The organism is Micromonospora sp. GCM10011541 (genome assembly GCF_042650725.1).
Taxonomy (GTDB): Bacteria; Actinomycetota; Actinomycetes; order Mycobacteriales; family Micromonosporaceae; genus Micromonospora; species Micromonospora sicca.
Genome location: NZ_JBHSBP010000035.1, coordinates 13,891 through 38,390, shown reverse-complemented (window position 1 = coordinate 38,390; position 24,500 = coordinate 13,891). Strand labels below are relative to the sequence as shown.

At 76.5% G+C, this 24,500-nt stretch carries 8 protein-coding genes; 1 reads left to right on the top strand and 7 read right to left on the bottom strand.

Annotated features, from left to right (window positions below):
• Positions 1–22: 22 nt before the first annotated feature.
• From ACFOYX_RS14150 to ACFOYX_RS14125, 6 genes are all read right to left on the bottom strand, one after another.
• On the bottom strand, positions 23–1,864 hold the full coding sequence (locus ACFOYX_RS14150; protein WP_322438848.1) for a hypothetical protein: 1,842 nt from the start codon (positions 1,862–1,864) through the stop codon (positions 23–25).
• A complete protein-coding gene (locus tag ACFOYX_RS14145; protein WP_322438847.1) occupies positions 1,861–6,369 on the bottom strand; it encodes a hypothetical protein in 4,509 nt (1,502 codons plus the stop codon). Before ACFOYX_RS14145 ends, ACFOYX_RS14150 begins: the two co-directional genes overlap by 4 nt.
• Positions 6,366–11,189, bottom strand: coding sequence for a hypothetical protein (locus ACFOYX_RS14140; RefSeq protein ID WP_322438846.1), 4,824 nt, complete (start codon positions 11,187–11,189; stop codon positions 6,366–6,368). The genes ACFOYX_RS14145 and ACFOYX_RS14140 overlap by 4 nt, the downstream gene beginning before the upstream one ends.
• Position 11,190: 1 nt before the next feature.
• Positions 11,191–14,772 carry a DUF6603 domain-containing protein gene (locus ACFOYX_RS14135; RefSeq protein ID WP_322438845.1) on the bottom strand — a complete coding sequence of 1,194 codons (3,582 nt, stop codon included), beginning with the start codon at positions 14,770–14,772 and terminating at the stop codon, positions 11,191–11,193.
• A gap of 40 nt (positions 14,773–14,812) precedes the next feature.
• Positions 14,813–19,180 (bottom strand): peptidoglycan-binding domain-containing protein, encoded by a 4,368-nt coding sequence (locus ACFOYX_RS14130; RefSeq protein WP_322438844.1) that lies wholly within the window; start codon positions 19,178–19,180, stop codon positions 14,813–14,815.
• A gap of 325 nt (positions 19,181–19,505) precedes the next feature.
• A complete protein-coding gene (locus tag ACFOYX_RS14125; RefSeq protein WP_322438843.1) occupies positions 19,506–20,372 on the bottom strand; it encodes a S1 family peptidase in 867 nt (288 codons plus the stop codon).
• A 253-nt stretch (positions 20,373–20,625) separates the two neighbouring features.
• On the opposite strand from ACFOYX_RS14125, the gene ACFOYX_RS14120 reads away from it, so the two are divergent.
• Positions 20,626–23,421 carry an FAD-binding and (Fe-S)-binding domain-containing protein gene (locus tag ACFOYX_RS14120; protein WP_322438842.1) on the top strand — a complete coding sequence of 932 codons (2,796 nt, stop codon included), beginning with the start codon at positions 20,626–20,628 and terminating at the stop codon, positions 23,419–23,421.
• Between the two features lie 13 nt (positions 23,422–23,434).
• Here ACFOYX_RS14120 and ACFOYX_RS14115 read toward each other — a convergent pair whose 3' ends face one another.
• Positions 23,435–24,469, bottom strand: a complete 1,035-nt coding sequence (locus ACFOYX_RS14115) for a nitronate monooxygenase (protein ID WP_322438841.1) — start codon at positions 24,467–24,469, stop codon at positions 23,435–23,437.
• Between the last annotated feature and the right edge of the window lie 31 nt (positions 24,470–24,500).

Genomic DNA, 24,500 nt, shown 5'->3' with positions numbered 1-24,500 from the left:
CGTGTCGGGCGCGGGTGGATGGTCAGCGCGGTTGGACGGTGTCGTAGCGCAGGCCGCTGGAGAGCTCGCCCGCGCCGACCTGCCGGCTGCGGCCGAGCCAGAGGTGCACCGAGCCGTCGGCCCAGCGGGCGAGCTGCCACCGGCGCAGCACCCGGCTCCCGGCCCGCGGCACCTCCTCCTCGGGGAAGGCCAGCTCCACCAGCCGCCCGTCCCGTTCCCGCCAGTCGAGCAGCCGGCTGTGCCCGGTCACCGCGACCGGCTCCCCGTCGCGGGACGGCTGCTGCAACGGCACCCGGCGCAGCCGCACCACGTCCGGCCGGTCCTCCGTCGGCCCGGGCAGCAGCGGCACCCAGTTCTCCGGGACCGTGGTGGCGAACGCGTACGACAGGTCGGGTACGTCGGCGTCGGTGGGGACCGGCGGGCGGTCCGGCACCGCCGCCCGGCCGACCTGGGCGTTCCGGTCGATGGGGCGGCCGGTCGCGCCGGTCACGGTGCGCTCCACCGCCCAGGCCAGGTTGGCCGTCTCGTCGCGGCCGAGGCGGACCTCCTCCACCGGGGCCGAGTCCAGGGTGACGGCGGCGGTGGCCGGCAGCACCAGCACGTCGGCCCGGCCGCCGACGACCGCGCCGGCGGGCCGGAACAGGGCGGTGCTCTCCGCCGCGGCCGGCACCACCGTCTGTACGCCGAAGGTGTCGGTGACGATCAGCGAGCGGATCCGGGTGGCCGAGCCGACCGGCAGCTCCAACGGCACCAGGAAGTGATCGTTGGCGTAGACCAGGCCGTACTCGACCAGGAACATCCGGGCCAGGTCGCCGACACCGGCCCCGATGCCCGCCAGGTTGACCCGGGCGTCCTCCAGCTCCCAGAACCGGGTGGACGGCATGCCGGCGTACGCGACCGGGGTGGGCAGCAGCACCTTCACCACGTCCTCGAACCCCGCCCGGGCCTCCAGCGTGCTGCCCGGCTCGTGGTCGAAGTGGTACCAGTCCAGCCGGTCACCGTCGTACTCGTGGGCGGTGAGCACCAGCTCGTCCTCGCCGTCGTGCGCGCCGACGGCGAAGTCATGCTCCATCCGCTCCCGCCGCCACGCCGACCCCTCCAGGCCGGGGGTGCTGAACAGCGGGGTGAAGTCGGCCGGCGGCCACGGCGGCGCGGCGGGCCGGGACGCGCCGGGCGCCAGCACCGCCGGCAGTTGCAGGAGGTAGCCCGGCGGTGGGCCGGCCGGCCGGGGCGGGACGCCCAGCCAGGTCAGCCACTCGGTGATCGCCCCGTTGACCGCGGTCAGCAGGGCCGCGGGCACCTGCGCCTCGGTGACGAACCGGCCCTCCGCGCAGGCGCGCAGCGCCAGGTCCCCGTGCGGCACCCGGCCGGCGGCGATGCGCAGGTAGCCGACGGTCTCCGGGTCGGCCGCCGAGGCGGCGTCCGGCGGGGTGGCCGGCACCGGGTACCGGTCGCACAGCCGCGGGGCCAGCTCACCGGCCCCGGCCGCGGCGAGCAGCCGCAGCAGCTGCTGGCCGCTCTCCACGGCGAAGCGCAGGTCACCAGCCGTGGCCGCCGGTTCGCGTTCCACCACCGCCTCCCACGGCACGCCGGTGGGCAGCCGCACCGCCCCGGCGTACGGGCCGGGCTGGTAGCGGGTGAACCGGGCCGCCCGCGCATGCACCCGGGCGCTCACCGGCGAGCCGGCGTCCTCCCCGGTGAACTCGCCGAGCTGCCACTGCCGGGCCAGCAGCCACAGCGGGTCGGCGACCCGGGCGTCCACCGCCGGCGCGAGGTCGGCCCGGCGGGTCCGCGGCTCCAGCCGGGTCCAGGTGGTGACCGACGGGGTGTCGGTGGCGGTCAGTTTCTCTTCGACGGTGGTCACAGCCCCTCCTTGCCGCCCTGCGGCGTCAGCGTCGCGTCCGGCACGAAGTCCGTGGTGGTGGTGCTCTCGTTGACGTTGGTCGGGAAGTAGAGGGCGGGCAGGAACTGCCCGGCGGCGCCGACGGAGTCGACGTCGACGGCCCGGGCCACGGCCAGGTCCAGCGCCTCCTCCAGCACCTGGGCGAGGGTGCCGGGTTGCCAGCTCGCCGCCCCCTCCGGCGCGAGACCCAGCAGCACCGCCTGCGGCGCGGCGGCGCCCGGGGCGTCGTACTCGAAGGTGAGACCGGTCTGCGCCCGCCCGGCGGGCACCACCTCGGTCCACTCGTCCACCACCACGCCCTGCACCGGGCGGGTCGGGTCGATCCCGCCGGGTGCGACGACCACCAGCGACAGCGGCTGGGTGCCGGCGCTCGGCGGCGCCTCGCCGACCCAGCGGTCGCCCGGGGCGTACGGCAGCTGTGCCACCCGGACGGTGGCGGGCAGCTGCACCACACCCCCGGCCCCCAGCGCGTCGGCGCTGGTCAGCACCTCCTGCAACCGGCCGACGGCGGGGCGGACCCGGCCGTAGCGGGACAGCCACCGGCGTACCGGATGGGGTGAGCCGCCCTGCAGCGCGTCGCTGGCGGCCAGCGCGGTGGCCAGCTGCGCCGGCTGCGGCGCGGTGGCCCGCGGGAACACCGGCATGTCCGGGCCGAGCAGCGCCCGGATCCGGGCGATCTGTGCCTCCCGCCGCCGCGCGGGCGGCGCCGCGGGCCGGTCGAAATCGGTGGCCGGGTCGCACCGGCACGCCCCGGGCGGGCACGGCGTCCGGTCCTGGAGCTCGGCGATCACCCGGCAGTGCGCGACGAGCCGGCGGTCCAGTTCGCCCCGCGCGATGGCGGCGGTGTCGGTGACCGCCCGCGGGCCGTCGGGACGTGGGGGTGGCGGGACGGCCCCGACGACGCCCAGGCCGGCGGCGGCGTCGAGGAGTTGCCGGGCGACGTCCTCGTCCCAGCCGGCGGCGTCGGGCTCGGGCAGCGCGGCCAGCGCGGTGCGCGTTTGCCGGGTCGTCTGCCACGTCTCGTCGGCCTGCGCCTTGGCGCTCTCGTCGACCTGCGGCGGTACGTCCGGGTCGGGGCCGAGGTCGGCGGCGACCACCGGGCGGGACCGGCCGTACAGGTCGCGCAGCACGTTCACCGCGTGCAGGAACTCGGCGAGGCTGATCCGCTCGGCCGGCCAGCCCGGGTCCCGGTCGTAGTCCAGCTGCAGCGTCCAGTCCGGACCGACACCGGCCGGGCACAGCGGTCCCCAGGCGTCCAGGGCGATCCGCCGGTCCAACTCGGCGTCGTCCGGGCGGCCGGGGTGCGGCGGCGCGGCCAGCAGGTCGATCGCCGCGCTCTGCATCCGGTCCAGGCTCGCCGGCTGCCACGGCGTGGCGGTGACCCCGTCCGGGGCGTGCCAGCGCAGCCGCCAGAACACCCGCCAGGACGGCGGCAGCAGCACCGCGGTGAGGGCGTCCGCGGCGGCCCCGACGATGCGCGGGTGGTGGCCGCGGGCGGCCGGCCAGTCCTGGCGCAGCCGGGCGAACCGGTCGTCGACGTTCACCAGCAGCAGCACCCGGTGGGTGACCGTCGCTCCGGTGACCGGGGTGCGGGTGACGTGCAGCTCCGGCGGGTTGGTGGCCGCGCCGGAGGCGGCGTCGACGGCCGCCGCCGCCCGGTTCAGGTCGCCCAGCGCCAGCTGGTGCACGCTCTCGGCGAGCAGCGTGTCGGCCACCGCGTCGGTGGCCTCGGCCAGGTCGGCGAGCACCTGCCCGACGGCGGCGCGGGCGGTCGCCGGCAGGGCGGCGAGCCGGGCGTCGAGCGCACCGGCCCGATGCAGCCGGTGCAGCTCCAGGCCGTCCACCCCGGCCGTCGACTCGACGGTGGCGGTGACCGTGGCGGTGCCGTCCTCGCGCGGGTCGACCCGGTGCGCGCGGACCGGGGCCAGCCCACGGAACAGCGGCAGGTACTGATCCCACGGGCCGGCCGGGTGGTCGTGCAGGCCGCGCTCGAAGCGGTAACCGAGCAGCGCGCCGAGGCTCTGCCCGGCCCGGACCCCGTCGAGCAGTTGCTCGGCGAGGCGGACCCGGCGGGAGGAGAGCTCGACGGCGAGGGCGTCGTCGCCGCCGTGCGAACGCCAGGCGCTGCGCAGCACCGCCGCGGTGACCGCCTGGGCCGGTGAGGGCGCGTGCACGTGGCCCGCCCCGGCCGGGGCGACCGGGAGCTTGGGCGGGGCCACCTCCGGCGGCACGTCGGCGGGCCGGTCCACCAGCTGGGGAGGCGTCGCGGGCTTGAGGTCGACCAGCCAGCCGTACCCGCCCAGGTGCACACCGGCCGGCGGACCGGCGGTGAGCTGGGCCAGCCGCCGGGTCGCCAGCGAGGTGATCCAGGCGTCCAGCCGGTGCGCGGCCAGCCCGAGCGTGCCGGCCACGTGCCGGTGCAGGTCCGCGGTGGACAGTCCGGCGTCCAGGGCGTCGCGCAGACCGGCCAGCGCGGCCCGGAACGCCCGCAGGTCTGCGGTGGCCCGGACCTGCCGGGGGTCGTCGCGGGCGCCGGTGAGCCAGCCGCCGACCGTCTCGGTGGTGCCCGGGACGGGTACGGCGAGCCGCCGGCGCAGCACCCGGGTGACCTCGTGCGGCCGGATGTCGACCAGTTCCGGCTCGGGGATCTCCGCCGCCGCCGGCAGGGCCGCCTCGGCGGCGAACGCGTCCGCGGCGGCCGAGTGCTCGGCGATCAGGGCGGCCCGCAGCAGCCGGTGGAACAGCGGCACCGGCCCGTCGCCGGGGCTGACCGGCACCGCGTCGCCGCGCAGTCCGACGGCGGCCAGGGCGTCCAGGTACGCCCGCACCCGGTCGGCCCGGGGCTCGCCCGGCCCGTCCAGCAGCGGCGTGCCCAGCGCGTACGCCTGCTTGGCGAAGACCGCCAGGGACAGCCGGGGATCGGTCGGGCCGCCCAGGCCGAGCGCGGTGAGCAGGTCCCGGGCCGGCTCGACCACCTGCTCCCGCCAGTCCGGCCCGAGGCCCAGCCGGGCGAAGCGCCACAGCCAGCTCACGTACTCGTTGCCGAGCATGCTCCGGGCCCGTACCTCCAGCACCCGGGCGTCGGTGGCCAGGATCTCCAGCAGGGTGCCCTCCGGGTCGGCCAGCCCGGGGACGATCCGCGGCACGGGCGACGGGAGCCAGACCCCCCGCCACAGGTTGTGCAGCAGCGTGACCGCCTTCGCCTCGCCCGGCCCGGCGGGGTGCCAGTCGCGCAGGCTGGCCACCGGCAGCAGCCCGTACGGCTGGCGGCCCACCCGCAGCGTCGGCAGCGGCCCCTCCGCGTGCACGTGGGCGACGAAGTGGTCCCGCACCGCGGCCCGCTCGGCCGGGGTGGCCACCGGGAGCAGGTGAGGCAGCAGGCTGCCGAAGCTGGCCGGCCAGAGCAGGCGGCGGACCAACCGTCCGGTGGGCCGGTCGATGCCGGTGGCGCCGGTGCCCCGGGCCAGCGCGGTCGGCGCCCCGGCCCGGGCGGGTTGCCGCCGGGCGGCCGAGACCGCGTCGTCGGGCCCGCTGGTCAGCGGCACGCCCAGCGCGGCGGCGACCAGGGCGGCGGCGGCTTCCGGCGCGGCGGCGGCCGTGGCGCTGTCACCGGTCGTCACCGGGGACGCCGTGGGGGTGGCCGCCGGGGTGGCGCTCCCGGTGTTGTTGGTCGGTTCGTCGGGGGCGAGGAAGGCGAGCCCGTCGGTGGCGGCGTGCGCCTCCAGCAGGCGGCTCAGCGCCCGGGCGGTCCCGGCCGGTCCGGTTCTGGTGTCGAGTCCGAAGACGAGCAGCCGTTCCACCGGCTCCGGCTGGCCCTTGGCGTCGACGGGAACGGTGACGGTGAACGCCATGCCGGCGGCCACTGCGGTGGCGAAGTCGACGGTCCACCGCATCCCCGCGTCGACCGGGGGTGCCTCGTCCCCGCCGAAGGTCCCGGCGGCGTCGGCGGCCAGCGGGGTCGGCCCGACCGGCAGGTCCGGGGTGACGGTGCCCGACCCGCCGGTGAAGAGCTTGCCGCTGGCGGTGCGGCCGACCGCGTACCACTGGGTGGGCAGCAGCCGGGCCCGGGCCGGTTCGCACCACGGGCCGGGGCGGGTCAGCGGGTCGGGGAAGACGCCGGCGACCGGCTCCAGCACCCGGGCGATCCAGGCGGCGCGGGGCGCGCCGAAGCGGCGGACCAGGTCGCTCCAGGCGGCCTCGTCGGGCGTGCCGCCCGGTCCGCCCGGTTGCCCCTCACCCCAGTACGCGCGCCCGGCGGCGATCTCCTCGGCGGTCAGCCCCGGTTCGTGGTCGTCGACGTGGAGCTGGTCGGGGTAGACCCGGATCTTCAGGGCCGCGCCGGCGAACCGGGTCTCCAGGCGTACCGGCAGCATGACCGCCGGGGCGGCGGCGGTCAGCGTCCACGGGGTCTGGGTCAGCGCGCCGGACAGCGGCGGCCGGTCGGCGGCGTACGACGAGGTGCTCATCGGCTCTCCGGCGTCGGTAGCAGGTCGCTGGCGTGGCGGGCCAGGAGGACGGGGCGTTGCAGGACGGCCGACGCGGTGTCGGCGGCGTTGCGGCCCTGGCGGGCGGCGAAGACCACCGCGTCCGGCGCCGGCGGGTCGCCGGTGAGGTCCACGCCGAAGCGGGGCGCGGCGGGCTGCTCCCGGAGCAGGAAGAACCAGCCGGGGGGCCCGTCGGCCTGCCGGGCGGCGCCGCGGGCCGTTTCGGCGGTGCACGGGAAGCCGAACAGCAGCAGGTCGGGGGAGAGCCAGGCGTTGAAGATCGGCAGGACGTCCGGCCCGGTCGGGGTCCGTTCCTCCGGTCCGGTCCAGGTGGCGGCCCGCATGGTGACGATCGTGGACGGGTACCGGCGCAGCAGCTCGCCGCGGATGACCAGCACCAGCGACTGCTCGCCGGGAGCGCCGACGGCGGTCAGGTGGCTGCCCAGCGGCCCGTTGCGCCAGGCCGGGTCGGTCAGTGGCGGGATGTCGGTGAGCGGGGCCCCGGCGGACACGGCGCCGCGGACGTCCCAGAACTGCCGGAACCAGGTCTGCCGCGGGTCGGCGGGGAACTCCCGCCAGAGCATCTCCCGGCTCATCTCGTGGTTGAGCCCGACCAGGAACGCCTCGATGAAGCGCGGGTTGGCGGCCAGCGCGGTCATCGTCTCCGGGGCGACCGCCGGCAGGTTCGGCACCACGTGTTCCTGGGACAGCCCGCGCAGCAGCTCGTAGGCGGGCACGTCGAAGGTGACGCCGGCGAGCAGCCGGCGCAGCGGGTCGCCGCTGTCTGGCAGGGCGTCGACCAGGTCGCCGCCGCCGAGGGTGATCCCGGCCAGCACCTCACCGGCGACGGCGGTCTCGGGGCGTACCGTCTCGCGGACCGCCGCCGCGGCGGTGGCCAGGTCGACCGGGGCCGGGCGGTGGTCGCGGGCCAGGCCCTGCGCGGGGGCCAGCCGGTCCTGGTGGCGGGCGGCGGCGGCCATGAAGTCGTCGCCCATCTTCGCCCGGTCGGCGACCAGGTCGGCGCGCAGGTCGGCCACCGCGACGGAGCAGCCGCGGGCGGCGCCCGCGTCGGCGCCGCCGGTCGCGGTCACCGCCTCGCTCCAGCTCACCGGGACGCCGTTCGGGTCGAGGTCGAAGCCGGTCCGGTAGGTGACGGTGCCGCCGTTGCGGCGGGCCACCACCAGGTCGGGACGGCGGGTGCCGGTCACGTCGGCCACCGCCACGCCGGCCCCGTCCGCGCCGGCGGTCGCCGCCTCGTCCGGCACCGCCCGGGGTGCGGTCCAGCCGCCGACCACCCGGCCGCGCCGGTTGAGGGCACGCCCGGTGAGGTACCGGGCCACCGGCGTCCCGCCGAGCGTGCCGGTGGCGAACACCAACAGGTCGGGCACCTGGTCGCCGGTCATGTCGACCACCTCGACGCCCACCGCGCCGATCCGGTCCAGCTGCATCGGGGTGGGCAGCGAGTCGGTCCACCCGTCGTTGACCCGGCCGCTGTCGTCCAGCCGCCAGCCGATCCGGTAGTGGAGCCGGTTGTCGGTGCCGCCGGTCCGGCTCACCGCGTACGCGACGACCAGCTCGGGGCGGCCGTCACCGTCCAGGTCGGCCAGGGCCACGTCCAGCCCGGTGGCGTCCCCGCTGACCGGTTCGGGCAGCTCGTACGGTCCGCTCCAGCCGCCGGCCGCCGCGCTGTTCGCGTCCGCGTCCCGCCCGACCCAGTAGGCGATCCGGCAGGTGCCCGCCGTGGTCCCCGGCAGCAGGGCGGCGGTGACCAGGGTGGGGCGGCCGGTGGGGAGGACGGTGCCCAGGGTGGTGGCGGTGGCCCGGGCGACGACCGGGATCGCGGGCCCGTCCGCGGTCGGGGTCAGCGCGGCCTCCCGCACCGCCCCGTCGTCGCCGATGTGGTGCCCGACCTGCATCCGGGCCCGGCTGCCGGTGCCCTGGGTGACGGTGTGGGTGAAGACCAGCGAGGCGAGCAGCCCGACCTTCGGCGCGAACCGTACGTGCGCCGGCGCGGGCGCGTCGACCGGGCCTCCGCCGCGCGGGTCGAGGGGGGTGCCGTGGTCGATCCAGCCGATCGCCGGGTATGCCCAGCGGAACGAGGTGAGCCGCCCGTCGGCGGTGACGGCGAAGAGTTCCCCGTCGCGGGAGTCGCCGAGCAGTGGGCCGGGGCGGTGCTGGCCGAGCCCGCCGGCCGGGACGGCGGTGGTCACCGAGTCCCACGCCCAGTAGTAGCGCTCGTGCACGTCGTGGTACCACTGGAAGCGCCGCATCAGCCGGACGTCGGCGGGGTTGGTGGTGGACGCGGCGAGGGTGACGATCGCCAGCTCCTCCTCGTTGCCCAGCGGCGCGGCGTGCTGCGCCAGCGAGACCACCCGTCGGCCGTCCGGCGCCGGGTCGTGCAGGTACGTCGAGCCGTCGCCGAACAGCGACACCAGCCGCCCGTCGGGCGTGACGTACGAGATGCCGACCCGGCCCGCCGGATCCTGGTACGGGTGCTGGGCGGCGGGGGAACCCCAGACCGGGGGCGACCCGCTGCCGATCTGCCGCCACTGCCCGTCGTGGCCGAACAGGCGGTTGCCGGTGGTGGCGACCAGGACGCCGAGCAGGGACGGCCGCGGCGATCCCCACAGCCGTTCCGAGGCGCCGAGCGCCGGCGCGCCCAGCGACGTCCAGCCCCGGGTGCCCGGGTCGAAGCGCCACAGCGCGCCGTCGCCGCCGAGCAGGTGGATCAGGCCGTTCCCGACCACCGGCCGGCTGTGCACGCCGGTCGGTGGTGCGCCGCAGTCGTTCCACACCCACCGGTCGCCGTCCCAGCGCCGCTCGAAGAGCCGGCTGTCCCGGGTGCGGACGTACACCCGGTCGGGTGGCACGACGGCGCCGGAGGTCGCCACGGCGGTGTTCGGCGGGGTGCCGTGGTCCCGCCAGACCCAGACGCCGCCGAGGCGGCGTCGCTCGAACAGCCGGCCGTCGGCCGCGCCGACGAAGAACCGGTCCCCGTTGAGCAGGTCACCGCCGTTGGTGACCACGCGGGTCACCGGGTCGTCGGCGGCCGGCGCGGCGGTCGGTCCGGCGGCGGCCCGCAGGCTCGTGGCGCCGGTCTTCCACCACGGGTTCGCGGCCGCCTGCTCGATGACCGCCCGGGTCAGGTCGCCCACCCCGCGCCCGTCGCTGACCAGGGCGTCCAGCACGGCGCCGCCGGCCGGGACCCGCGCCGCGGGCACCGGGCTGGCGCCGTCGGCGAGCCGGCCCAGCGCCACCGTCGCGGCGTCGGCGTCGACCCGGCGGGCCAGCGGCCCGCGGGGTCGCAGCAACCGGCGTACCGGCGCCGAGGTGGCCGCCTTCGCTCCCGGGTTGGCGTCCAGCCGCCGGTCCAGCGGGTCACCGCCGTCGGCGAGCAGTCCACGGCCGGCGTCCGGCACCTCGACCAGGTCGTGCACCGGCTGGGTCAGCGCGACGAGGCGGTCGTCGCCGACCGCGGCGCCGGGGGAGCCGGGGTCGACGCGGCGGGCGTACAGGGCGGTGGCGGTGTCCCGGGCGGCCTGCCCCCGGCGCAGCTGCTCGTTGGCCTCCCGGATCTCGGCGGCCCGCTGCCAGGCTGCCGCCGCCAGGTCCTCCTGGTGGCGCTGCACCACCTGGGTGCCGAGGGCCGCGGCCGCCCGGTAGCGGGGGTCGAGGTTCAGCCCGGCCAGCCAGCGCGGCTCCACGCCGGGTGCGGGCAGCCGGGTCTCCTGGCTGTGAAGGTCGCCGTACAGCGGCGGGGTGAGCCGGTCCTGGGCGTGCTTCAGCAGCCCGGTCAGGGCGGTCTGCCACGCCTGGCGCACGTCGTCGGCCCAGACCGTCGGGGTCATCCCGGGAGCGGCGAGGGCCCCCTCGAAGCCCAGCACGGACCGGCCCTCGACGCCCTCGTCGGCGAGCTGCGGCAGGCCGCCGCCGGGGGCGGCGATGTCGACCGGCTGCCGGCCGACGTCGTCGGGGAGGGTCCGCGCCCGCAGCCGCCGGGCCAGCGACTCGAAGTCGCCGTCCGGTCCGGTGCGGAAGGTCCAGTGGTGGTAGGCGGGCAGCAGCACCTGGTCGTCCGGCCCGGGGTGCGCCGACGCCGGCCCCCAGGCCGGGGCGAGCGGCCCGGCGTCGTCGACCGGCTCGCCGAGGCCGGCCCGGACCCCGGCCTCGAACGCCGGCACCACCGCGGCCAGGTAGTCCGTGCCGGGGGCGAGCCGGCGTGGGCAGAGCAGCCGGGACAGGGTGCGTTCGGGCGCGGTCGCGATGACCGTCGCCACGTCCTCGCTCTCGGCGGTGACCAGCACCTGGGCGTGCGCCCAGGCCCACGACTCGGCCAGCGCGGGCAGCTGCCGCACGGTGGTGGCGAGCCGGGGCAGCGCCTGGCCCGGCTCGGTGCGCAGCTCCCCGCCCCCGTCGACGGGCACCACGACCAGCACCAACCACGGGCGTAGCGCGCCCCGGGGGTCGGGCCGGGCCGGGGTGTACAGCCAGGGCAGGTCGGGGCGGTCGAACTCGACGGCGGCGAGCAGCGACACCTCGACGTTCTCCGCGCCCGCTGCCGGGTAACTGCGGATGATCTCCTGCGGGTCGATGCCGACCACGTCGCCGGGGCCGTGCAGCAGCGCCGTGGAGGCCCCGGTGATCTGCCGGGTCTTGCCGTTCGCGGTCTCGGTGCCCAGCGCGGTGACGGTGAGGCTCACCGCCGCGCGGGCGCGCGGCAGGGCGCCGGTGAGGGGGTCGGTGTCGGGGACGACCCGGGCCACGCCGTCGCGTACCCAGGGCAGGAAACGCAGGCCACCCATGTCAGCGGACCTCCAGGTCGACGGCGGTGATCCGGGGGCGCGGGACGGTCACCCGGCGCAGCGTCCCGCTGCGCCGGCCGTCCGTCCGCGCGGTGTCGTCGGCCCCGCGGCGCGGCGCGGGAACGGTGGCGAAGCCGGCGCTCGCCGGCCCGGCGTCGGCGAGGCCCAGCGCGGGTCCGGTGAACCGGGCCGGGCCGGCCCGGCGGCTGCCGGCGAACGCGGCCGGCGAGGTGGCCGCGAACCGGGCGAGCAGGTCGCCCCCGCCGGCCAGCAGGCTTCGCTGTGCCGGCAGCGGTCGTCCGGCGGCGTCCGGGTCGTCGATGACGATCCGGTCGTACGCCGAGTCGTCGGCCAGGCCGGCGAAGGTGGTCAGGTCGGCCGCGGGCAGCGTGGTGTCCGCGGGCAGCGCGACCGTCCGCCCGGCCGCCAGCCGGACGAACCCGGGGGTGGTGAGCTGCTCCTCCGGCGACAGGTCCCGGAACTGACCGGGCGCGAAGTCGTCCTCGACGACGTCGCCGAGCCGGCCGGCCAGCTTCTCGTCGCCCGCCCCGACGTCCACGGTGGTCAGCGTGAACCGGTTCGGCCCGCTGATCCGGGAGGTGCCCATCCGGGACAGGTCGGTGTCCAGCGGCAGCACGTTCTCCCGGACCGCCAGCAGCGCCCCGGGCTGCAGCAGCACCGGTCCGGTCCAGCCGGCCAGGTCCCGCAGCGTCACCGGCTCGCCGGCGGTGAGCGCCGGGCGGACCTCCCAGGCGTCCGGGGTGGACAGCGCCGCGCGCAGCGCCTCGCCGGCGTCGACGTACGTCGGCTCGTCCTCGGCGGCGGTCTTCCCGTCGGTCCAGGAGAACTTCGCCGACACCTCCCAGAACAGGAACTTGATCCGGGCCTCGCCCCAGGCCCGCCAGGGCCCGGGCCCGCTCACCCCGACGATCAGATTGATCGCCAGCAGCTCCTTGTCCTTGTACTTCAGCGACACCGTCGCGCCGATCTCGGCGGTGAACCAGAACGGCTTGAACTGGAACATCACGTCCAGCCAGGCCCGGCCGTCGATGACGAACCCGCCGCCCTCGAAGTGCAGCTTCAGCTCCGCCCCGAACTGCGCGGTGTTGCTGGTGACGGCGAGGTACGCCGTGAGGCCGAGGCCCTTGCCGGACTTCTGCAGCGCGATGGCGAACCGCTTGACGGGCGGGAACCCCGGCGGTGCCGGGTAACGGGGGTGGAAGCCGCCGATCGAGACGGCGAAGGTGCGGCCCTCGCCCCACCGGGCGCGCAGCGCCATCTCGCCGGAGACCGGGCGACCGAACAGCTTGGAGTCGATCAGCGCGGCGTCGACGCTGATCTCCCGGCGGGCGAAGTCCACGACCCCCGCCGAGTCGAGCCGGAACTTCCCGGCCTCCTTGAAGTCGATGACCAGCTTGCCCAGCAGCAGGATGCGCACCGGGTCGGGGAACTCCACCAGCACCGCGAGGTCGGCGACGACCTGCCCGCCGAGGAAGTTCAGCCGCACCATCGCCCCGAGGACGGTGCCGGTGGTGTCCACCGGGAAGATCCGGCTGAGGGTGGCGATCACGGCGGGCGCGTTGCCGACCGGGTCCTGCGGGAAGAGCAGGGCGTCCAGGGTGCCGGCGCGGGCGGCGTTGCGCACCTCCTCCGGGTTGGTCCGCCGGTTCCAGCCGACCACCAGTCCGAGCCCGGTGATGGAGATGCCCCAGAAGAGCATCAGCCCGGGGAACCACTCGTACGTGCCGGCCAGCAGCAGGGAGAAGGTGTGCGTGCCGTCGGCCTCGGCGAGCCGGCTGCCGTCCGGGTTGCGGGTGTTGAGGATGGCGGTGGCCTGGAGCCGGAACCCCTTCATCGGGGCCAGCGGCGTGGTGGAGGTCATGCCGAGCTGGAGCACGCCGGCGTACATGCCGCGGGGCTCGTCGACGAAGAGGTAGCCACCGCCGGAGACGATGCCGTTGTCCATCCGCAGCCCGACCCCGTCCGGGCCCTTGAACTTCGGTCGCAGGTCGGCCGCGCCGAGGTTGCCGGCGCTGGCCTGCGCGCCGGATCCGGCCGGCAGGGCCGGCGGGAAGGTCAGGTCGGCGCTGACGCCGATGTTCTCCACCACGGCGTGCAGCGGACCCAGCGTGGCGTGGACGGTGGTGCTGATCACCAGGCTGAGCGCCCGGGTGCTGGTGGACGCCGTCAGCGCGATCCGCAGCCCCTGCACGCCGAGGCCGTGCCAGGACAGGTGCACCGGGTACTCGGCGGCCAGCGCCGCCGCGCCCGACAGGTGCAGGCCGCCCCGCATCGACCAGGCCAGGCCGAGGTCGAGGCCGATCCGCAGCCCGTCGGCGGGCAGCAGCTTGCCGAGCAGCCCGTCGCCGTCGCCGGGGCGGACCACCAGCTCGGCCCGGCCGGCCTGGACGGTCAGCTCCACGTCGTCGCGGCCGGCGCCCAGGCTGGCCTTCCCGCCGAGGACGAGCTGCCCGATGGCGAGGTGGGTGCCGTTCGGGGAGCCGAAGATCCAGCCGGGCTGACCGGCCGGGGCGATCCGGGCGACCTCCGCCGCCCACTTCACCACCGCCGCGTCGCCGCTGAACGTCACGCCCGCGCTGTTGACCGCGATGGCCGGCCCGGCGCCGCTGAGGTCGGTGGCGACGTTCCACGCTCCGATCGAGCCCTCCAGGTGGGCCTCGCCGGTGGGCGCGAGGATCACCGTGAGCCGGCCGTCCCAACTGGCCAGGCCCAGGGTGACGCCGACGCCGAAGGTCGGCGTCCACGGTGCCAGGCCGGCGCCGGGCGGCGCCGCCCCGCCCGGGGTGCGCAGGCCGCTGAAGCGCAGCCGCAGCAGGCTGTCGGCGAGCCGGCGGCCCACCTCGCCCTGGTCCGGGCCGACGCCGGGGCGTACGCCCTGGTCGGCGTCGAGGCCCAGGGCCCGCAGCGCCCGGGCCAGCCGGGGCAGCAGCCGCGCGGACAGCTCGGCGACGCCCTCCGGCGTCTCCCAGCCGGCCGGGGCGTAGCGCTCGCGGAAGTAGCCGCCGGGGTCGCGGACCAGGTCGACCACGCGTTCCAGGTGCAGCTCGTCGCGGCGGCGGGGAAGCCGGATCGGCGCGTCCCCGGGCGGCATCGGCGCGCTGGGCTGGCTGGCGGCCGCCGGGTCGACCAGGCCGAGCAGGTCGAGCACCGGGATCGACCAGGGTGCCCGGCGCAGCAGGTAGGTCAGCACCAGCAGGTCGACCAGGTCGTCGGCGAGTTCCGCGGGCAGGCCGGGCACGTCCGGCAGCCCGTTCTGCACGCTCGGCAGCGCGCCGATCTGCCCGAACACCTTCCCGATCGCCTCGCCGAGGGTGCGCAGCCCGTCGAGGCTGTCCAGCTTCGCATCGTTGCGGACCACCGCCACCGCGGCCAGCGCCTCCCCGACGGTGGCCGCCCACTCCTCGAAGCGGGCGGCGTCGAAGCCGCTGACCGCCTCCAGGTCCCAGCCGAGGGCGCGCATCAACCGGGCCCGCCGCCACGGGTCGTACGCGGCCAGCACTGGCTCGGCGAGCAGCCGGACCTCGTCCCACAGCAGCGCGAGTGCGTTCTTGCCGTCGGTCATCGCACATCCCGTCCTTCCGTGCCGCCCGGCCGTCCGCCGGTCACGCGGTCACCCGCGGCAGGTCGCTCAGGTCCAGCCGCAGCGAGCCGCGGGCGGCGGAGAGGGTCCGCTCGGCCGCCGGCAGGGTCGCCACGGGCAGCGTGTAACGGTGCCCGGCCGGCCAGGTCGGCCAGCCGACGGTCGAGCCGAGGGCGGTGGCCACCGGGGCGTCGGCCGCCACGACCTGCCGGATGGCGGTGACCAGGGCGGCCTCGTGCGCGTCGGTCCAGCCGGTGGGTGGCCCGCCGAAGTCCGGGCCGAGCGCCTTCGCCTTGCTCAGCACCAGGTGCAGCTCGGTGGCGGCCCGCGGCCGGCTGCGGAACTCCGCCGTCTCCGCGCGGGAGGTGGGCGGCCCGACCGCGACGAGCTGGTGCGCCCGGTACTGCTGCCAGCAGGCGAGCAGCGCCGCCGATCGCTCCGAGGTGAACACGTCCCCGATCCGGGCCCGGCGGGGTTTGCCGTCGGCGCCCGGCACGTCCGGTACGCCGGGCGTGATCGCCGGGTCCGGCGAGTCCCAGTCGGTCACGAGGAGGTCGTGCAGCCGCTGGCGGGCGAACGCCCACATCCCCCGCCGAACGCCGTCGTGGGCGCGCAGGGCCAGCGCGTACCGGTGCATCCAGTGCCAGGAGCGCAGCCCGAGCAGTTCCAGGGTGGTGCCGATGCCGTCGCGGGCCGCGCCGGTGGAGTCGGTCTGCGCGGGTCGGGCGCGCAGCACCCGCAGGTCGGCGAAGAGCAGGCCCGCCCCGTCGTGCCCCCAGCCGGGGACGGCGTTCACCCCGCCCTGCGCGCCGAGCGCGTCGTACGCGTCCCGGTCGGTGGCCCGCAGGTAGGCCAGGTACGCCCAGAGCTCGCCCGGTTCGGCGTTGATGTCCGGCCGCGGTGGCAGGGTGGTCGGGGCGACCTGCGGCCCGTGCGCCCGCCAGCCGAAGGGGCCGAGCCGGAGCACCGCCGGATCGTCGGCCGCGACGGCGTCCAGCCAGCCTCCCGCGGCCTCGGGCACGTGGTTCTCGGCGGCCGCCCGGAGGACCTTGAAGGTGGAGAGCTGCCGGGCGGCCCGGGCGCCGGCGTCCCCACCACCGGCGATGGCGGTGGCCAGGTCGGTCAGCGTGGGGCCGGTGACGTGCCCCTGCGCCCGGGGCAGGACCGCCTCCGGCAGCAGTTCCGACTCGGCGTCGAGGACCGGCCCGCTCCACTCGGCGTCGACGGCGTGCGCCCGGTACGCACCCAGCCGGATCAGCTCCGGGTGCCCGGCGGGGGCGCTTCCCGCGCCGGCCGGCCGGCCGGTGACCACCCGTGAGTAGAGCCGCTGGTCGGCGGCGGTGACCTGGTCGAAGATCCAGACGTTGGGTTGGTCCAGCCGCTGCGGGCTGTCCCCGGCGACCTGCCACGACTCGACCACCACCGGGCAGCGCCACCGCTTGTCCAGCCAGTGCTTGACCGCCACCTGGGTGGCGAGATCCGCCACCCCGCTGATCGGCCCGAGGTAGCGCTCGGACTCCGGCACGTCGACCGGTTGCAGCCGGTCGGAGTACCGGGGGGCGGTGGCGCCGGCGGGCTCGACGGCGGTCCGCTCCCGCCGGGCGTACGCCTGGAACTCGCGCACCGCCCAGTAGGTGAGGATGCCGTACTCGCCGTCGGTCTCCTCGGGGGTGAGGAAGCCCAGCGTCGCCAGGTCGTGCTGGAGCCGGCTCACCCACCGGTCGGTGACCAGGGTCGCCGGGCGGTCCACCCCGTCGTACCGGGCCTTGGCGGTGGCCGTGGCGTCGTGGTCGTCGGGCCGCAGCACGAAACCGCCGTACGGGGCGACGGTGGTCAGCGAGCAGCCGAAGGAGAGGTCGACGGTGTACGTGGTCAGCGCGGCGGCGCGTTGCTCCCCGGGCAGCTGCCACCAGAGCCGCTGGGTGGCGGACTTGCACTCCCCGGCGGGCCAGTCGAAGGTGATCTCGCCGAGGTTGTTGCGCCCGACGATCTCCTTGCCGTTGCCCCACGATCCCTTGTAGTGGTCCAGGTTCCGGGCCGCCGCCAGGTACTGGGCGAGGGCCTGGTCGCGGGGCAGGCCGGCGGGGTCCAGCACCGACTCCGGCGTCCCGTCGCGGCGCACCGTCGGGTCGGCCTCGTCGTGCCGGAGGAACTGCACGTACACGTTCCACTCGGGCTGCCTGCCGAGCACCTTGAGCGCGTCGTAGTCGCTGACCGCCGGGCGACCCGAGACCCACCAGCCGGTCACGTCGTCGGCGGCGACGGCCACCTGCACTCCGGCCTGCATCCGCTGCCCCTCCTTGTCGGGCAGCTCGTTGGCCCAGCCGACCAGGTCGATCCGGCCGGTCACGTCGAGCAGCGGCACGTAGCCGACGTCGTGCAGCAGCCGGGTCTTGAAGTCCTCGTTGCGGAACGCGCTGGCCACGAAGCCGGCGAGCACGCCCTCGGTGCGGTTGACCCCCTCGTAGGGTTTCGCCGGGTCGGGCCCGCAGGCGTAGGGGAGGGTGGCCGAGTAGCGGATACGTTCGGCGGATCCGAAGTGGATGTCGCCGCCGAGCAGCACCAGTCGCCGGCGCCGCACGCCGTCGGGCCCCGGGGGCGCCGCGGCGAAGAGCCGGGCCAGGATCTTGTGTACGGCGGCGTCGCTGGCCACCCAGGCGTCCTCTGCGTCGGCGGTCCACCGCCCGGCGGTCGCGTTGGCGATCGGCTGGGCGAGCTGTTCCAGCACCGGCACGCCGAACAGGGCGACGGGTTGGGCGATCACCGTGACCGCGTCGTCGCCGAGCACCCCGCCGCCGGTGAGCATCTCGTTGAGCGGCGGGTCGTCCAGGAGCAGGCCGCCGGGGTGTTCGGGCCCGGCCGGGTACTGCCGCCAGGTGCGGGTGTCCAGCGCGACCAGCTGGTAGCGAGGCCAGGTGACGGTGTAGTGGTAGGTCAGGGCTCCCGCCGGCCGGGTCAGCCGCCCCTCGTTGGTGACCGCCGTCGGCAGGCCGAGCCGGGTGCGCAGCGTCAGGTCGTCCGCGTCGTTCGCGCCGGCCGACCAGCCGCGCAGGGCCGCCAGCGCCGTCCGCCCGGGCTCCCCTGCCGAGCCGGTCTCGGCGTACCGGTCCGGGGTGTTCCCCCAGGCCTGGAAGACCACGAAGGCGGCCATCGCGTTGCGGACGATCCGTCGGCCGAGCGGGGACTTGACCACCGCGTCGTCGACCCAGGTCCGGGTCATGTTCCAGTCGTCGGTGACCTCGTGGTCGTCGGGCACCATGTACGTCGCCACGTTGGCCAGTTGCCGGCGCACCGCGGCCAGCCCGAGGCGGAACGTGCGCAGCGCGATCGCCTGCTGCTGCCAGCGCTCGTACCGCTCGATGATCTCCTTCTGCTGCGCGCTCGGCGTGTAGGCCCGCCCGGCCAGCATCAGGTCGTACACCGTCTCGCCGGGCCGGCGGTCCTGCGGGTCCTTGAGGATCCGGGTGTCGGCGGCGAGGACGTGCTCGAAGGTCGGCCAGCTCTGCGGCCACAGCACATCCGACCAGGCCATCAGGTACACGCACAGGTACTCGCGCAGGGACATCAGGTGGCTGTCGGCCGCGCCGGAGGTGAACTTCGCGTCCCGCTCCATCGTGGTGGCCCGCTTCCCGGGCAGGTACGTCGCGTCGGTCGGCGGCGAGCTGGTGCCGACCGGCATCGCCTCGGGTGGGAGGCCGAGCCGGGCGGCCACCCCCTGGTACGCGGGCACCGCGGGGTCGCTGCCGGTGGCGGGCAGGGCGTCGTGGCCGTGGACCAGGCCGAGCAGCGGGTCGGCCACGTCGTCGGCGTAGATCTGGTCGCCGCCGAGGACGAGCTGGTGGGGACGGTGCACCGGGTCCCCGCCGGCGGCGGCGATGATCGGGTCGAGGATGGGGAAGGCATCCGGGCCCTCGCCGTGCGGCTTGCGGCACGACCCGTGGAAGATGCGCAGCTGGTTGGGGTCGGTCGGCGGGGTGACGAAGGTTGGCACGGCGGGGACGGCGGCCGGCGCCTGTGGGTGCCCCTGGTAGGTCAGCGCGGCCCGGGCGGCCGCCGCGTCGGCGGCCACCACGTCGGCGTCGAAGAGGCTGCCCGCGCTCGCCCCGCCGGAGAAGGCCAGGTCGTAGCCGTAGAGGGTGCCGGGGGCGAGGGTGATCCCGGTGGCGGTCACCGCGACGACGTGGAGGCGGTCGGCGAGCCGTACCGTCGTCCGGCTGCCGGTGCCGACGCTCGCGGCGCGGGCGAATCCGGGGGCCGGGCCGAGCGCGAAGACGGTCAGCGTCACGGTGCACTCGGCGCGGAGGGCGACGAACACCGTGACGCTGGTCGGGTCGACGCGGCGCACGATCGGACCGCAGAGGACGAGCGGTAGGCCGGTCGGAGCGGTCATGTGGTGTCCCTTCGCCCTCGGCGACGACCGTTGTAGACCTCGATTGAAATCACTGCGCCGCGCGCCGACTACCGGCGCAACAGCGCGAACGTTCGGCCTTGCCGGGTGACAACCATCGGATCGACGACGAGTGGCCCGATCCGACCGGGCGGGCTGAACGTCTACTCAGGCTTTTCCGGTGACGGGGACCCGACGCGCCACTTGCCCCGGCCAACCGCCTCGCGGTAGAGCCCTTCGACAGCGGTGACCGCGCGACAACGCGAAGACCCGCACCGAGATGGCTCGGTGCGGGTCTTCGGAGGTTCGGTCTGCGGGCCGGGACGGGTCAGTAGACGGTCACGCCGTACGCGCCGGCCGCCTCGGTGACCGGCTGGAAGAACGTCGTACCGCCGGACCGGCAGTCGCCGCTGCCGCCGGAGGTGATGCCGAGCGCCTTGGTGCCGTCGTAGAGCGGGCCGCCGGAGTCACCGGGCTCGGCGCAGACGGTGGTCTGGATCATGCCCTTGACGGTGCCGCTGCCCACGTAGCGGACCGTGACGTTGAGGGCGGTCACCGTGCCGCTGTGGGTGCCGGTGGTGGACCCGGTGCGCTTGACCGCCTCGCCGACGAACGCGTTGGCGGCGGTGTAGCCGCCGGGGTGGGTCAGCGAGGTGTTGTCGTAGCGGACGAGGGCGTAGTCGTTGCCCGGGAAGCTGGAGCTGATCGTCGGGCCGATCAGCGTCCTCTGCCCGGAGTCGGTGTACCACGTGTTGGCGACGTCGCCGCAGTGCCCGGCGGTCAGGAAGTAGTAGATGCCGGACTTGACCACGTTGAAGCCCAGCGAGCAGCGGTAGCCGCCGCCGTAGATGGCGTTGCCGGCGGACAGCATCGGGCGGAAGACGCCACGGGCCCGCTCGACCCGGATCGCCCCGGCGTTGCCGCCGGCGCTCTTCCTGATGGTGGCGAGTTCGGCGGCGGACACCGAGTCGTCCGCGGTCACCACCACGCGGCCGGAGGCCGCGTCGACGCGCCAGGCGATGCCCTCGACACCGGACGCCTGCACGGCGGTGTCGGCCTGGGCGAGCTGGCTGGCGCTCCAGCTCTGCGGGGCGGCCGAGGCGGCGCCCGGCACGGTGAACGCGCCGACGGCGACCAGGCCGACGGCGGCGGCGAGCAGTGGGGTGAGCCGGCCGGGGGTGTGTCGGATTCTCACGGTCTCCTCCTCGGAGGGCGGCGGGCGACCGGTGCGGGCGGGGCCCACGAGGCGTCGCGGTGGTCTCGGCTCGGGGTGTTGACCTCGGCGAACGTGGTAGCCGCGAGTATCTACCAGCGTCGATTCATCCGCAAGGGGCCCACCGGCGGTGGCCGGTCCGCGACTAGGGTGTCCGCGGGGAGGTATACGCCATGACGTTGCAGATGACCGGGGCCGCGCGCCCACCCGTCCGCGCCACCGACGGGGGCCTCCGGTGAGCCGGACCGCCGACCCCCACCTCGCCGCGCTGGTCGCGGCGCTTCCCGGCGCCGTCGCGACCCGGGCGGCGGACCGGCTGCGGCTGGCCCACGACGCGTCGCACTACCTGCTGCACCCGCGAGCGGTGGTCACCCCGGCCGACGCCGACCAGGTCGCGGCCCTGCTGCGGCACAGCCGTCGCAGCGGTACGCCGTTGACCTTCCGTTCCGGCGGGACCAGCCTCAGCGGGCAGGCCGTCACCGACCAGCTCCTCGTCGACACCCGCCGGCACTTCCGCGAGCTGACCGTCCTCGACGACGGCCGGCGGGTCCGGGTGCAGCCCGGCGTCGTGCTGCGCCAGGTCAACAACCGGCTCGCCCCGTACGGCCGCAAGCTCGGCCCCGACCCGGCCAGCGAGTCCGCCTGCACCATCGGCGGCGTCGTCGCCAACAACTCCAGCGGGATGACCTGCGGCACCGAGTTCAACACCTACCGGACGCTGGAGTCGCTGCTGCTGGTGCTGCCCAGCGGGACCGTCCTGGACACCGGCGCCCCGGACGCCGACGAGCGGCTGCGGGCCGCCGAGCCGGAGCTGCACGCCGGCCTGCTGCGGTTGCGCGACCGGGTCCGCGGCAACCCCGACTCGGTCCGCCGGGTGCGGGCCCAGTACGCCATGAAGAACACCATGGGCTACGGGGTGAACGCCTTCCTCGACCACGACTCGCCCAGCGAGCTGCTGACCCGGCTGGTGGTGGGCAGCGAGGGTACCCTCGCCTTCGTCGCGGCGGCGACCTTCCGCACCGTACCGGTGCACCGGCACGCCGCGACCGGCCTGCTCGTCTTCGACGACCTGGCCCGGGCGATGGCCGCGATGCCGGCGCTGGTCGCCGCCGGCCCGGCGGCGGTCGAGCTGCTCGACGCCGCCGCGCTGCGGGTCGCCCAGCTCGACCCGCAGGCGGACGCCGCGCTGCGCGGCCTGGCCGTCCGGGAGCACGCCGCGCTGCTGGTCGAGTGGCAGGAGGCCGACCCCGACGCGCTCGCCGACCGGGTTGACGCGGCCCGGCCGGTGCTCGCCGACCTGCCGCTGTCCGCCCCGGCCCGGCTCAGCGGCGAGGCGGCGGCCCGGGCCGCCCTCTGGCACATCCGCAAGGGCCTGTACGCGGCCGTCGCCGGAGCCCGGCCGTCCGGCACCACCGCCCTGCTGGAGGACATCGCCGTGCCGGTGGACGCCCTCGCCGAGACCTGCGCCGAACTCGCCGACCTCTTCGCCCGGCACCGCTACGAGGAGAGCGTCATCTTCGGGCACGCCAAGGACGGCAACCTGCACTTCATGCTCAACGAGCGGTTCTCCGGCGGCGAGGCGCCGGAGCGCTACGCCGCGTTCACCGAGGAGATGGTGGACGCCGTCCTGGCCCACGGCGGCACGCTGAAGGCCGAGCACGGCACCGGCCGGGTGATGGCGCCGTACGTCCGCCGGCAGTTCGGCGACGAGCTCTACGCGGTGATGCGCGAGCTGAAGACGCTCTGCGACCCCGACGGCGTGCTCAACCCCGGCGTGCTGCTCAGCGACGACCCCGACGTCCACCTGCGGCACCTGAAGACCGTGCCGACCGTCGAGCCGGAGGTGGACCGTTGCGTCGAGTGCGGCTACTGCGAGCCGGTCTGCCCCAGCCGGGACCTCACCACCACGCCCCGGCAGCGGATCGTGCTGCGCCGGGAGATCGCCGCCGCGCAGGCCGACGGCGACGAACGGCTGGCCCGCGAACTCCAGGACGACTACGACTACGACGCGGTCGACACCTGTGCGGTCGACGGCATGTGCGCCACCGCCTGCCCGGTCCTGATCAACACGGGTGACCTGGTGAAGCGGCTGCGCGCCGAGCGCAACGGCGGCCTCGCCCAGGCCGGCTGGCGGGGCGCCGCCACCCGCTGGGGCGCCGCCACCCGCGGCATGGCCCGGGGCCTGGACCTGGCCGGCAGCCTGCCGCCGGCGCTGCCCGAGTCGGCCACCCGGGCCGCCCGGGCCGTCCTCGGCGCCGAGCGGGTCCCGCAGTGGCGGCGGGACCTGCCCCGGGGCGGCGAGGTCCGACGCCCCAACCCGGTCGACGACCCGGACGCGGTGTTCGTCCCGTCCTGCCTGGGCACCCTGTTCGCGCCGGCCGAGGGCGGCCCGGGCGTGGCCGCCGCGCTGCTCACCCTCGCCGAGCGCGCCGGGGTCCGCCTGCTCGTCCCCGACGGCATCGCCGCCGTCTGCTGCGGCACGCCCTGGTCCTCCAAGGGCCTCACCGCCGGCTACCAGGCCGTCCGCGACCGGGTGTCGCCCGCGCTGCGGGCGGCCAGCCGCGACGGCACGCTACCCGTGGTCAGCGACGCCGCGTCCTGCACGGAGGGCTTCGCGAAGCTGGTCGCCGACGGCGGCGACGCGGTGGGCGTGGTCGACGCCGTCGCGTACGCCGCAACCGCGCTGCTGCCCCGGTTGACCGTCCGGCGCCGGCTCGGCTCCCTCGCCCTGCACCCGACCTGCTCGTCGACCCGGCTGGGGCTCGACGAGGCGCTGCTCGCCGTGGCCCGGGCGGTCGCCGACGAGGTGGTGGTGCCCGACGGCTGGCAGTGCTGCGGCTTCGCCGGCGACCGGGGCCTGCTGCACCCCGAGCTGACCGCCGCCGCGACCCGCGCGGAGACCCGTGCGGTGTCGGAGCGGCACTTCGACGGGTACGCCTCGGTCAACCGCACCTGCGAGATCGGGATGGCCCGGGCGACCGGCCAGCCGTACCGTCACCTGCTCGAACTCCTCGAGGAGGCGACCCGCTGACGGGCGTCGCCGGCTAGAGCGGCCGGGTGAGCTCCGCGAGGATGTCCGCCGCCGGGGCGGCCCGGGCGCCCCGCCAGCCGGTGCCGGCCCACAGGTGCAGCCGGTCGGCGTCACCGGCCTCGGCCGCGGCCTTGCGCAGCGGCCGGGTCAGGTGGTGCAGCGCCGGATAGCCCAGCGGTGCGTCCGCCTCGTACCGGTCGATGAAGTCGTTGCGCAGCCCGCGCGCCGGTCGTCCGGTGAACGCCCGGGTGACCACGGTCCGGTCGCGGCGCGGGTCGGCCAGCGCCTCGCCGTGGCTACGGCTCGCGCCGCTCTCGTCGGCGCGCAGCAGGAGCGTGCCGACCAGCACGGCGGTGGCGCCGGCGGTGAGCGCCGCCCGGACATCCTCGGCCCCGCCCACGCCGCCCGCGGCGAGGACGGGCAGGCCGGTGCGGGCGCCGACCAGGCCGACGAGTTCGGCGAGCGGCCGGACGGGCGTGGGGGAGTGCGGGGTGAAGGTGCCGTAGTGGCCTCCGGCGTGGCCGCTCTGGGCGACCAGCCCGTCCACCCCGAGGTCCGCCGCGGCCGCGGCCTCCGCCGGGTCGGTGACCGTCATCAGCACCCGGCTGCCGGCCCGCCGCAGGTCGCGGACCACGGCCGCGGGCGGCAGCCCGAAGGTGAAGCTGACCACCGGCACGGGGTCGTCGACCAGCAGCGCGATCTTGTCCGCCCAGTGGTCGTCGTCCTCGGTCCGCGGGGCCGCCGCCAGGTCGAGCCCGTACGGCCGGCCCTCGTCGGCGATCCGCGCGGCGTAGCGGCGGAACTCCGCCTCGTCGACCGGAACCGGGGTCGGCACGAACACGTTCACGCCGAACGGCCGGCCGTCGGCCCGCGCCGCGGCGATTTCCTCTGCCACCGCCTCCGGCGCCCGGTAGCCGGCCGCCAAAAAGGCGAACGCGCCGCACGAGCCGACGGCCGTCACCAGCCGGGGGGTGGTGGGTCCGCCCGCCATCGGCGCGGCGACCACCGGCAGGTCCACCCCGAGGAGTGCGCTCCGCTCCGTGTCCACGGACCCCAGTCTGCCCTGCCCCGGCGCTGGG